12 protein-coding genes are annotated in these 11,540 nt (G+C 60.0%); 9 read left to right on the plus strand and 3 right to left on the minus strand.

The window, feature by feature from the left end; genetic code table 11:
* Position 1 precedes the first annotated feature (1 nt).
* The 4 genes from rocF to K3728_03765 all read left to right on the plus strand — a co-directional run bounded on the left by rocF (position 2) and on the right by K3728_03765 (position 4,159).
* The gene (gene rocF, locus K3728_03750; GenBank protein UWQ96365.1) at positions 2 to 928 is read left to right on the plus strand and encodes an arginase; all 927 of its coding nucleotides are present in this window, start codon (positions 2 to 4) and stop codon (positions 926 to 928) included.
* 87 nt (positions 929 to 1,015) lie between these two features.
* Complete coding sequence (locus K3728_03755; GenBank protein ID UWQ96366.1) at positions 1,016 to 2,227, plus strand: acyl-CoA dehydrogenase family protein; 1,212 nt, start codon at positions 1,016 to 1,018, stop codon at positions 2,225 to 2,227.
* Positions 2,224 to 3,252 (plus strand): phosphotransferase, encoded by a 1,029-nt coding sequence (locus K3728_03760; GenBank protein ID UWQ96367.1) that lies wholly within the window; start codon positions 2,224 to 2,226, stop codon positions 3,250 to 3,252. Before K3728_03755 ends, K3728_03760 begins: the two co-directional genes overlap by 4 nt.
* Before the next feature lie 76 nt (positions 3,253 to 3,328).
* The gene (locus K3728_03765) at positions 3,329 to 4,159 is read left to right on the plus strand and encodes an aldo/keto reductase (protein ID UWQ96368.1); all 831 of its coding nucleotides are present in this window, start codon (positions 3,329 to 3,331) and stop codon (positions 4,157 to 4,159) included.
* Positions 4,160 to 4,222: 63 nt separating this feature from the next.
* Here K3728_03765 and K3728_03770 read toward each other — a convergent pair whose 3' ends face one another.
* Entirely contained in the window at positions 4,223 to 4,900 is a 678-nt protein-coding gene (locus K3728_03770) for a GntR family transcriptional regulator (protein UWQ96369.1), read from the minus strand.
* A 197-nt stretch (positions 4,901 to 5,097) separates the two neighbouring features.
* On the opposite strand from K3728_03770, the gene K3728_03775 reads away from it, so the two are divergent.
* From K3728_03775 to K3728_03795, 5 genes are all read left to right on the plus strand, one after another.
* On the plus strand, positions 5,098 to 6,186 hold the full coding sequence (locus K3728_03775; GenBank protein UWQ96370.1) for a Gfo/Idh/MocA family oxidoreductase: 1,089 nt from the start codon (positions 5,098 to 5,100) through the stop codon (positions 6,184 to 6,186).
* 80 nt (positions 6,187 to 6,266) lie between these two features.
* Positions 6,267 to 7,283, plus strand: coding sequence for a TRAP transporter substrate-binding protein DctP (dctP, locus tag K3728_03780; GenBank protein ID UWQ96371.1), 1,017 nt, complete (start codon positions 6,267 to 6,269; stop codon positions 7,281 to 7,283).
* A 53-nt stretch (positions 7,284 to 7,336) separates the two neighbouring features.
* Positions 7,337 to 7,891, plus strand: coding sequence for a TRAP transporter small permease subunit (locus tag K3728_03785; protein UWQ97436.1), 555 nt, complete (start codon positions 7,337 to 7,339; stop codon positions 7,889 to 7,891).
* On the plus strand, positions 7,888 to 9,177 hold the full coding sequence (locus K3728_03790) for a TRAP transporter large permease (protein UWQ96372.1): 1,290 nt from the start codon (positions 7,888 to 7,890) through the stop codon (positions 9,175 to 9,177). The genes K3728_03785 and K3728_03790 overlap by 4 nt, the downstream gene beginning before the upstream one ends.
* Before the next feature lie 82 nt (positions 9,178 to 9,259).
* Positions 9,260 to 10,021 carry a 4-hydroxy-2-oxo-heptane-1,7-dioate aldolase gene (locus K3728_03795; protein ID UWQ96373.1) on the plus strand — a complete coding sequence of 254 codons (762 nt, stop codon included), beginning with the start codon at positions 9,260 to 9,262 and terminating at the stop codon, positions 10,019 to 10,021.
* Positions 10,022 to 10,057: 36 nt separating this feature from the next.
* On the opposite strand, the gene K3728_03800 is transcribed toward K3728_03795, so the two are convergent.
* Together K3728_03800 and K3728_03805 are read right to left on the minus strand one after the other, a co-directional pair.
* Complete coding sequence (locus K3728_03800) at positions 10,058 to 10,369, minus strand: Rieske 2Fe-2S domain-containing protein (GenBank protein UWQ96374.1); 312 nt, start codon at positions 10,367 to 10,369, stop codon at positions 10,058 to 10,060.
* A 218-nt stretch (positions 10,370 to 10,587) separates the two neighbouring features.
* A complete protein-coding gene (locus tag K3728_03805; protein UWQ96375.1) occupies positions 10,588 to 11,484 on the minus strand; it encodes an iron-siderophore ABC transporter substrate-binding protein in 897 nt (298 codons plus the stop codon).
* Between the last annotated feature and the right edge of the window lie 56 nt (positions 11,485 to 11,540).

Raw genomic sequence — 11,540 nt, forward strand, 5'->3', positions numbered from 1 at the left:
AATGAGCGAGCAGACTTGCATCCTAATCGGGGCGGGCATGGATTGCGGCAAACGACGCCGGGGCTGTGTCATGGGGCCGGATGCCTACCGCACGGCAGGCTTGGCAGAAACGCTGGCTGAGCTGGGCTGGAGGGCCGAGGATCGGGGGAACCTTCCCGGCCCGGTCTGGGTCGACGATGCCCCCAAGGGCGAGGTTCACGCTTTTGCCGAAACCATCGAATGGACGCGCCTTTTGGCCGACGCGGCAGAGGCTGCGATGGCCGATGGTTTCCCGATCTTCATGGGCGGCGATCACGCGCTATCGCTGGGCACCGTGGCGGGTGTTGCGGCCCATGCCGCCAAGCAAGACCGTCCCTTGTTCGTGCTGTGGCTGGACGCGCACCCCGATATCAACACGCCGCAAACCACCGCCTCGGGCAATCTGCACGGCACGCCGATTGCCTATGTCACGGGCCAAGACGGCTTTGCGGGCTTCCCGCCCCTGAAGGCTCCTGTGCCACCGGAGAACGTCTGTTTCATCGGGCTGCGGTCCGTCGATGCGCCGGAACGTGCGTTCATCACCGAAAGCGGCATGACCGCCATCGACATGCGCCAGATTGACGAAAGTGGCATTGCCGCCCCGTTGAAGGATTTCCTTGCCAAGGTGGAGGCAGCGGGGGGCGTGCTTCATGTGTCCCTTGATGTGGATTTCCTTGATCCCTCTATCGCGCCTGCGGTGGGGACGACCGTGCCCGGCGGCGCAACTTTCCGAGAGGCGCATCTGGTGATGGAGATGTTGCACGACAGTGGCCTTGTGACATCCCTTGATCTGGTAGAGCTGAACCCGTTTCTTGATGATCGGGGTCGCACCGCTAACTTGATGGTGGATCTTGCGGCATCGCTGTTTGGACGCCGCGTTTTCGACCGTCGCACCCATAGCCGCGCGTAAGTCGCGAATTTCGCGCTGGTATCTGGGGCGGGTTCGTTCTTGAGTAGGGAAAAGGGGTGTCTTTACGGCATCCAAAGGGGGGCTTGCATGGATTTCGAACTCAACGCCAAGACGGCTGAACTCAAAGCGCGGGTGCTGGATTTCATGGAGCGCCATGTGATCCCGGCAGAACGTGAATACCACGAATTTGTGGAGGCATCCGACAACCGATGGGTGATTCCGCCGGTGATGGAAGACCTAAAGGCCAAAGCCCGCGCGGAAGGGCTGTGGAACCTGTGGTGCCCGCATCTGGAATACGGTGCCGGGTTCAACAACCTTGATTATGCGCCTTTGGCGGAAGTCATGGGGCGCTCCATCATTGGGCCAGAGGTGTTCAACTGCAACGCGCCGGACACGGGCAATATGGAAGTGTTCATTCAATACGCGACGCAAGCCCAGAAGGACGCCTGGTTGGCCCCACTTTTGGCGGGTGAAATCCGATCTGCGTTCTGTATGACCGAGCCTGACGTAGCCTCTTCCGACGCTACGAATGTTCAAACCTCGATCCTGCGCGATGGTGATGACTACGTGATTAACGGGCGCAAATGGTGGTCCACCGGCGCGCCTGATCCGCGGTGCGAAATCTTCATCGTGATGGGCAAAAGCGATTTCGAGGCCGAACGCCACAAGCAGCAAAGCATGATCTTGGTGCCCAAGAACACGCAAGGGGTGAAAGTGGTGAGGGCAATGAAAGTCTTCGGCACCGATGACGCGCCCCACGGCCATGCCGAGATTATCTTTGACAATGTTCGCGTGCCCGCCAGCAACATGCTTCTGGGCGAGGGGCGCGGTTTTGAGATTGCCCAAGGCCGCCTTGGGCCGGGGCGCATCCACCATTGCATGCGCTTGATCGGGTGCGCTCAGCGCGCGTTGGAGTTGCTGATTGACCGGACCGCAAGCCGCGTGGCCTTCGGCAAACCCCTGTCCGAGCAGGGCGTGATCCAGCAGCATATCGCTCTTTCAGCCTGCGAGATCGAGCAAGCCCGCCTGCTGACCATGGCCGCCGCCGACAAGATGGACCGCGAAGGCAACAAAGCCGCCCGAGACCTGATCGCCATGGCCAAGATCGCTGTGCCGCAGATGGCGCAGACGGTGATCGACCGAGCCATCCAAGCCCATGGTGCGATGGGGGTCAGCCAAGATACGTTCCTTGCCGAAGCCTTCGCCTATGCCCGCACCGCGCGGATTGTGGATGGCCCCGACGAGGTCCATCAAGCCAGCCTTGCCCGACTATTGCAGCGGCAACGGCAAGCGGGATGACCCCAACGCCCACCGATATCGCGGCCCTTGGCCCGTGGTTAGAGACCCATGTGCCGGGTCTTGGGCAGTGTCTGGGTTTCGAAAAGTTTGGGGACGGGCAATCAAACCCCACCTACCGGATCGACGCCAGCGGCGGCACCTTCGTTCTACGGGCGCAACCGCCGGGGCAGCTTCTGCCCGGGGCGCACCGCGTGGACCGAGAAGCGCGGATCATTGCCGGGTTGCACGAAACCCCGGTGCCCGTGCCACGTATCTTGGCGCAAAGCGACGCCGATGGCCCCTTGGGGCGCATGTTTGTGGTGATGAGCCATGTGGCAGGGCAGATCTACTGGGACCCGGCCTTGCCGGGCATGGTGCCGGATGATCGAGGGGCCATCTACGCCGCGATGAACCGAGTGCTTGCGGATTTGCACGACGTGGAGCCAGAGGCGGCGGGGTTGGCGGATTTCGGGCGCAGGGGGGATTATTTTCAACGCCAGCTTGCGACGTGGACGCGCCAGTATCGCGCCTCGGAAACGGACAAGATCGCGGAAATGGATCAGCTTATTTGTTGGTTAGAGGGGAACTTGCCGAAGGATGACGGGCGCTGGGGTCTGGTGCACGGGGACTTTCGGATGGATAACATGATTTTCGACCCCCAAAGTCACAGCGTCGCGGCGGTGTTGGATTGGGAGCTTTCGACCATCGGGCACCCCTTCGCCGATTTGGCCTATCAATGTATGCAATGGCGGCTGCCCAACGAGGGGGCGTTCAAGGGGTTGGGCGGCGTGGACCGCACGGCGGCAGGTATTCCGACTGAGGCCGAGTATGTTTCGCAATATTGCGCCCGACGGGGCCTGTCCGGCATTGAGAACTGGCGTTTCTACATCGCCTTCAGCTTCTTTCGGTTAGCTGCCATTTTGCAGGGGGTTTATCGGCGGTCATTGGACGGAAATGCCTCTAACACCCAGACGGCGCATCTGTACGGAAAGGCCGTGCCGGTTCTGGCTGAAATGGCGATGGCGGAGGTCGGTTCAGGCCCCTGACACGCCCGATCTTCAATGTGTTCGCCATCTTCTGGCGACGCTGTTAGATTGCCGCAGAACATACGGGAGCACGACCATGGGTGACACAACCACCATCAAATTTCACGACGGCCACGAGATGCCGCAACTGGGTTTCGGCATTTGGCAGGTGCCACAGGAGATCGCCGGAGAGGCCGTGAAAAGCGCCATCGACACCGGATATCGGATGATAGATGGCGCCTACATATATATGAATGAGTTGGGCTTGGGCGAAGGGGTTGAAGCGGCCTCGGTCCCTCGGGATGAGATCTTCATCACCACGAAGGTCTGGAACTACGACCAAGGCCGCGACAAGGCGCGGGCCTCGGTCGAGCGGAGTTTGAAAAACATCGGTGTGGACCAGCTTGATCTCGTGCTGATCCATTGGCCGGTGCCAAGCCAGGACATGTACGTCGAGACGTGGAAAGCCTTCATCGAGATGCGCGACGAAGGGATGATGCGGTCCATCGGCGTGTCGAACTTCAACAAGGACCATCTGGAGCGGATCATCGCAGAGACTGGCGAAGTGCCGGTGCTGAACCAGATCGAGGTAAACCCCGAACTGCAACAGCCCGACATGCGGGCGTTCCATGCCGAGCATAATATCGTGACGCAGGCTTGGACGCCCCTTGGCAATGCACGTTCGTTCGAGGCGAACCCAATCGTTTCGGCGGCCAAGCGCACGGGCAAAAGCCCGGCGCAGGTTATCATTCGCTGGCATCTGCAACTGGGCAACGCGGTGATCCCGCGGTCCGTCAAACCGCATCGTCAGGCGGAGAACTTGGACGTATTTGACTTCACCCTGACGGACGCCGAGATGGAGGCGATCACCACGTTGGATGTGGGGCTGCGCACTGGGCCGGACCCGTCGGTTTTCAAAATGATGTAAGCCATAGGGCTTTAGTCGGGCATCCCTTCGGGGGTGCCCTTTTCCTTTGCAGTGGCGACCGCGTCAGGCTTTGGGCGTTGCTGCTGCTTGCAAGGCAGAGGCCGCGTGGCGCAGGCCGTTCTGGATGTGCTGTTCAAGCAAGGTGGCGGCAAGATCAGCATCGCGGGCGAGGGCGGCCTCTAGCATCTTGTCGTGTTCATCCGCCGCGACGGACCCACGGTGGGTCAGTACCAGCATCTGATATCGCAGGTATTTGTCGTATATTTTTGAGTGTAGTGACAGCAGGTTACGAGAGTTGCAGGCCTGGATCATCGCAAGGTGAAACTCGCCGTCGTAGCGTTTCCACGTTTCTTCCTCGGACAGATCACCCGATAGCATTTGCCGCTCTAGTCGAGCCAGTTTGTGGCGGGCAGCGACAAGGTTTCCCTCCCATTCCGTATCGCCGGTGGCGATGGAAACTCGCAGGGCGTGGCACTCTAGCAGGGTGCGCAGATTGGCGATTTCGATCAGGTCATCGTGGGACACCGGCGTTACGAAGAAGCCGCGTTGCTGGGGCGCATCGACGAAGCCATCGCTGGCCAGACGGCTCAACGCTTCGCGCAGGGTCGAGGGGCTGGCGGGATAGCGTTTCTTGAGCGTATCCAGCTTCAGTTTCGCGCCCGGTTGCAAGGCGCCAAAGATGATATCGCGTTTGATCTGCTGATAGGTGCTGGCCCCGACCGTGGCGTTAATATCAGTCATCTACCGGGTCCGTTTTCTGCGGTGCCGAGGTACATTCTGTACCCCGCTAGGATAGATGAAATATGTTGCAACATCCAATATTTGTCAAAATATCCGATGTTATTGCGAATCGGAATTGGGTGCCCTAGCGTCATTTGAGCGGACGGCCTGCACAGAGGTTGGTCGAGCACCGCTTTGCAACGGCGTAGGAATAGTAAGTGGCAGATAGCGTACGCCTCGCAATTTCGGGCTTTGGATTGATCGGACAGCGCCACGCCAAGGCGATCGCGGGCTTGCCGGAGGTTTCCTTGGTCGGTGTGGTGGAGCCCGGGGGGGACGGGCGCGGGGCAGCGGCGGCCCTTGGGGTGCCTTGCTATGCGGACCTTGCAGAAATGATCGAGGCGCAGACCCCCGATGGGGTCATCATCGCCACGCCCACACCGCTGCATGTGGCCCAGGCGATGGCCTGCATCGAGCGCAAAGTGCCGGTTTTGATTGAGAAGCCTTTGGCCACCTCGGTCGCTGAAGGGATTGCGGTGGCGCAGGCGGCTGACGCCCGTGGTGTGCCTATTCTGGTGGGCCATCACCGCCGCCATAACCCGCTGATAAAGCGCGCGTTTGAGGCGATACAGGCCGGGGATATCGGTGAGGTCCGCGCGGTGCAGGCGACTTGTTGGTTCTACAAGCCGGACAGTTATTTTAAGCAGGCTCCTTGGCGCAAACAGGTCGGGGCGGGGCCGATCTCGGTCAATCTGGTCCATGATGTGGACCTGATCCGCCATCTTTGCGGAGAGGTCCGAAGCGTGCGGGCCGTGGCCACCCCGTCGCGGCGCGGCTTTGCCAATGAAGACGTTGCCGCCGCCGTGCTGGAACTGGAGAATGGAGCGATTGGGACGCTAACCGTGTCCGACAGCATCGCCGCCCCGTGGAGTTGGGAGATGACCGCGCAAGAGCATCCAGTCTATCCCGCCACGCCTGAGAGTTGTTACCTGATCGGCGGATCAAAAGGCGCGTTATCGGTTCCAGACCTGCGGGTTTGGTCCCATACTGGCCCGGAGCCTGATTGGTGGACGCCGATCAGCGCCACAAGCCTAACACGAGAGGCAGCTGACCCGTTGGTCGCGCAGCTCGCACATTTTGCGGCCATCATTCTTGGCCAAACCACACCGCTGGTATCGGGATGGGAGGGGCTGCGCACCTTGGAGGTGGTGGAGGCCCTACAGGTGTCCGCCGAAAGCGGGGAGGTCGTTCGGTTGGGAGCCGAAGCGGACAGCCCTGAAACATGGGAGGGCAGAGAGAACGGCTGATATTCTGAAAGAAATCTACCAATGTCTAAAAATACAGCTTAATGCTTGAATAACGATCAACTGATCCTTGGGAGGACTCTATGATTACCAATCTTACACGCCGCGCGACCCTGTCGGCGGCTCTTGCCGCTACCCTTTTGGGCGGCTTTTCCGGCGCTGCACTGGCAGATGGCCACGCGATTCAGCTTCGGATGTCTGCATCGGGTTCGGAAACCGACCAACGCTCGGTCGCGATGGCCGAAGTCTTTGGTCCGGCAATCGCGGAATTTGCCGACTACCAGCCAAGCTACAACGCCACGCTCTTTGCCCAAGGCACCGAGTTGGAGGCGATCAGCCGCGGCAACCTGGAGATGTCGATCACATCGGCACAGGAACTGGCGCAGTTCTTCCCCGAATTCTCGATCTTCACCGCGGGCTACGTGCACCAAGACGCGGCGCATCAGGTTGCTGTCTTCAATGACCCTTTGTTTGAGCCATTTCATCAGCGCGTGATTGACGACCTGGGCGTGCGTCTGTTGTCGGTTATGTATTTGGGCCGCCGTCAGGTGAACCTGCGTCAGACCCGTGAGGAGTTGGACGTTTCAACACCTGCCGATCTGGCTGGCGTGAACCTGCGGATGCCCGGCACCGACGCTTGGCAATTCCTGGGCGGCGCCCTTGGCGCGTCACCCACGCCACTGGCCTTCAACGAGGTCTACACAGCCCTGTCGAGCGGCGCGGTAGACGGCCAGGACAACCCGCTGCCGACCGTGGTGGATCGTCGTTTCTACGAGGTCACGAACCAGATCGTCTTGACCTCGCATCTGGTGGATCTGAACTACATCGCCATCTCGGAAGCTGTCTGGCAGGAATTCACGCCGGAGCAACAAGCCATCGTGCAAGCCGCCGCAGATGAGGCCGCAGAACTGGGCCGCACGCGCCAGTTGGCTCTGGAAGATGAGTTGGTAGCCTTCTTGGAAGGTGAGGGCATGGCCGTTTACGAGCCTGACGTCGCCGCATTCCGCGAAGCAGTACAAGCGGCCTACATCGACAGTGAATTTGCCGAGACATGGCCTGAAGGTGTGCTTGACCAGATCAACGCCCTTGGTGCCAACTAAGCGCCTGAACTGACTGACTTTTGATAAATGCCGTCCCGGAGGAGTAACCCATGATTGAGACACTCAGGAAGTGGTTCTCTGTCGGGACGGAAGCCATCGCGGGGGCCATGTTGGCCGCGATGTTTGTGACGTTCCTGCTTCAGATATTTTCACGCTATGTGCTGCAAACGCCCTTTGGCTGGACGCTGGAGCTGTGTTTGATCTTGTGGCTATGGATCGTGTTTGTGGGCTGCGCGTTCAACGTGCGCGACAGCGACCATGTGACGTTTGATATCGTCTACCTGATGGTGCCCCGGCGCGGGCGACAGGTGTTCGCCCTGATCGCGGCGGCGGCAATTGTGGTGGGGATGGCGATCTCGTTACTGCCAACCTTGGACTACATCGACTGGATGAGAATGCGGCGCACCTCGACGGTGAAGAACCCGTTCACGGGGGACCGCATTCCGCTACGCACGATCTTTTCGGTCTACGGCATTTTCATGGTGGCCATCATCGCCCGGTATGGCTGGCGTTTTGTGGACGTCTTGCGCAATGGCCCGCCCGACGATGAGTATGACATCCCCGGATCAGAGGCCGATCCGGCCCCGGAAGGGAAGACAACCCCATGAGCTATGAGCTGGCCCTATGCCTTGTGACGCTGTTCGTGCTGGCGGGGATTGGCACGCCGATTGGTTATTCGATCATCGTTGCGTCGCTGGTCTATCTGGGCCTTGCGGGGTTGGATTTGGCCTTGGCCGGAGAGAAGATAATCCAAGGCCTGTTCGGCAGCTTTGTTTTGTTGGCGGTGCCGCTGTTCATTGTGGCGGCGAACATCATGAATGCGGGCACGATATCGGACCGATTGCTGGGGTTCTGCGTCGCCGTTGTGGGGCGGTTCCGGGGCGGTTTGGGCCACGTCAATGTGGTGGCCTCGCTGATCTTTTCCGGCATGTCCGGCTCGGCCGTGGCTGACGCGGCAGGGATTGGGAAGATCATTATCGAGATGATGACCAAGGGCGGGCGTTTCCCGCGTGGCTATGCGGCGGCGATCACGGCGGCCTCGGCCACGATTGGGCCGATCATTCCGCCCTCGATCCCGATGGTGCTTTACGCCTTGGTGTCCAACACCTCGATCGGGGCGCTGTTTCTGGCGGGGATCGTGCCGGGCCTGTTGATGGGTGTCGTGCTGATGGGGATGAACACCTACATCTCGCATAAGCGCGGTTTCGCGATGGAAGACCCGGTCCCGATGCGAGAGCTTCCGCGCAAAACGGCCAATGCGTTCCCGGCGCTGCTGATGCCAGTGATTTTGCTGTACGGCATCTACGGGGGGGTCACCACGCCGACCGAAGCCGCCGCCGTCGCGGCCCTTTACGCGCTGCTGCTGGCGGGGTTGTTCTACCGGGCGCTGTCCTTAGGCACGCTGTACCGGATTTTCGTGGAAAGCGCGCGGTCCTCGGCGGCGGTGGGTGTGGTTATTGGCGGCGCATTGATTCTGAACTTCATCGTCGTGTCCGAGAATATCCCCGCCATGGTTGCTGACGCACTTGTCGGCATAAACATGCACCCCATCGTGTTCCTGCTGCTGATTAACCTTCTGGTTCTGCTGTTGGGGTGCGTGTTGGACGCCACGACAATCATCCTTGTGATCGTGCCGCTGTTCATCCCCGCCTGCCGAGAGCTGGGGATTGATCTGGTGCATTTTGGCGTGCTGGTCGTGGTCAATTCAATGATCGGGCTGATTACGCCGCCCTACGGGATATTGCTGTTTGTGATAAACGCGGTCACCGGCATCCCGTTACGCGAAATTATCGGAGAGATTTGGGCCTTCCTTGCCGTGTTGGTCGTGGCCCTTTTGATCCTTTTGCTGAACCCCGGACTCGTGCTCTGGTTGCCTAGGGTGTTTGGATACTAGGCACCGCAGGCACCCCCAGATTTGACATTTTCTAACCCTCAAGAGGCGGATGTGCCGCCCGTATGGAAAGCTGAGTAGACCCATGGAAAACCCAACCAACCACTTCAAAGCGGCTCTGAAAGAGGGGCGGCACCAGCTTGGCATTTGGAACACCATTGGCGGCAATACGGTGCCGGAAATGCTGGCCGGGGCCGGGTTTGACTGGATGCTGATAGATTGTGAACATTCCGCCGTGGAAACGGTGGAGGTGCAGACTGCCTTGCAGGCGGCGGCGGGGTTCCCCTCGGTCTCGTCTGTGGTGCGTCCGGCGGAAAACGATCCGATGCTGATTAAGCGCATTCTGGATATGGGCGCGCAGACGTTGCTGATCCCCTATGTCGAAACCGCCGAAGAGGCAGCGGCAGCGGTGGCCTCCATGCGCTACGGTCCGCGCGGCATTCGCGGGATGGCGGGCGTGACCCGCGCCACACGTTACGGGCAGGTGGAGAACTATTTCACCGAGGTTGAAGAAAACCTTTGCCTGATCGTGCAGATTGAGACCGTGAAGGGGATGGAGAACCTGGAGGCGATTGCCCAAACCGACGGCGTGGACGCGGTCTTCATCGGCCCCGCGGACCTGAGCGCGACCATGGGCTTGCCGGGACAAACAACGCACCCCGATGTGGTGGCGCAAATTCTTTCGGGCTTTGATCGCCTGGCAGCCTTGGGCGTGCCGTCGGGCATCCTGACGTTGGACCCGAAAGAATCCAGACGCTTCATGGATCATGGCTCAAGCTTTACGGCGGTGGGCGTCGATCTGGCGTTGCTGGCCAATTCCGTTGCCGCGTTGCGCAGCAGCTTCTAGCTGCCCTAAAACGGGTCCGGGCCGGGAGGGCTGATCTTAGACTTCGATCAGCACCCGGCCTGCCTCGACCTTCACGGGATAGGTGGCAAGGTTCACGCAAACGGGCGCCCGCAGGGCTTCTCCGGTGCGGTAATCAAACCGTCCGTTATGTTTGGGGCATTCGATGGTGTGGTCGATCACCAACCCATCTTCGAGGTGCACCTGCTCGTGGGTGCAAAGCCCATCGGTGCAGAAATATTCATCCGAAGGGCTGCGATAAATCGCAAAGGTTCGGCCATCGTGGTCGAAACGGATCAGGTCTTCTTCTTCGATATCGTCGGTGGCACAGGCGTCGATCCAGTTGGGCATTGAGGGCTCCGGTTGGGTTGGGCGGCGATGGCACCTGCCTAGGAACACGAGGTCACAATGCCGTGGCTGATATACAGCTTCGGCGGCACTGGATTGATTTCATGGGAGAAGATTGAACGGTGTGGGCAGGATTGGTCAAGCCAAATCCAGCAGAATTGGGCGATTGGCCCATGGTTCGGCCCCAAGGGGAGGGACCGAACCGGATTGGTGCAAAGCGCTTATTCGACGCCGTAGATCGACGCGATGTCGGCCAACATCAGGCGCGCGGCCAAGATTCCGCCAGCGGTGTTCCACACGGCATCGCTGACCGGATGTACGCGGCCCGCTTGCACGGCGCTAAGGCCCTGCCATAGCGGATCGGCCAGCGCGTCAGCTGCGGCGGCCTCACCCTCACCATTGCCATTGTCGTAGGTGAAGTGGAAAATTCGGTCGCCATCCATGTCCGGGATGCTTTCACTGCCCACCCGCAAAGCAAAATCCTGCACGTTCTGGTTTTCGGGGCGGGCAAACCCAAGCTGGCTGAGGATCACACCCGAGAAGCTATCGAGTTGGTAGATGCGGATTTGCGACGCCAGAAAGCGGATGATTGAGACTTCTTCAGCAAGGTTATCGCCTAGGGCGTCCGACAGGGCGGCGACTTGCGCGTCATATTCGGCCAATGTGGCAGCGCCTTCTTCCGCCATGCCGACGGCTTGGGCGTAGAGCTCATAGTTCACCCGCCAGTCTCCGCGCAAACGCTCGGACAGGACAGTCGGGGCAATCGCGCCCAGTTGCGTGTAGATTTCTTCGTGGCGCTGCATGTTGCCGATGATCAGATCCGGCTCCAGCGCGGCGACCAGTTCCAAGTTAATACCATTCTCGGTGCCCAGGGGCTCAACCCCGTCCATCAGGGGGGTGATGTGGTCGTACCAAGGATCTCCGAGCCAGCTATTAGCGGCCCCGACAGGGGTAATTCCAAGGGACAAGAGCGCCTCTGTCCCCTCATTGGTCAGGATAACCACGCGCTGAGGATCGTCAGGCACATCGGTTTCGCCCATGGCGTGGGTGATCGTGTCGGCAGAAGTCGCGCCGCTGAGCGCAATCAGCATGGCAATGGCAGGAAATAAAGCACGCATTGAGGTTCGTCCTTGATGTTGAGTGTTTTTGTCGGGTAATAACTCGACTGAAACTG

The sequence above is a fragment of the Rhodobacteraceae bacterium M385 genome (assembly GCA_025141835.1).
In the GTDB taxonomy this organism is placed as follows: Bacteria; Pseudomonadota; Alphaproteobacteria; order Rhodobacterales; family Rhodobacteraceae; genus Gymnodinialimonas.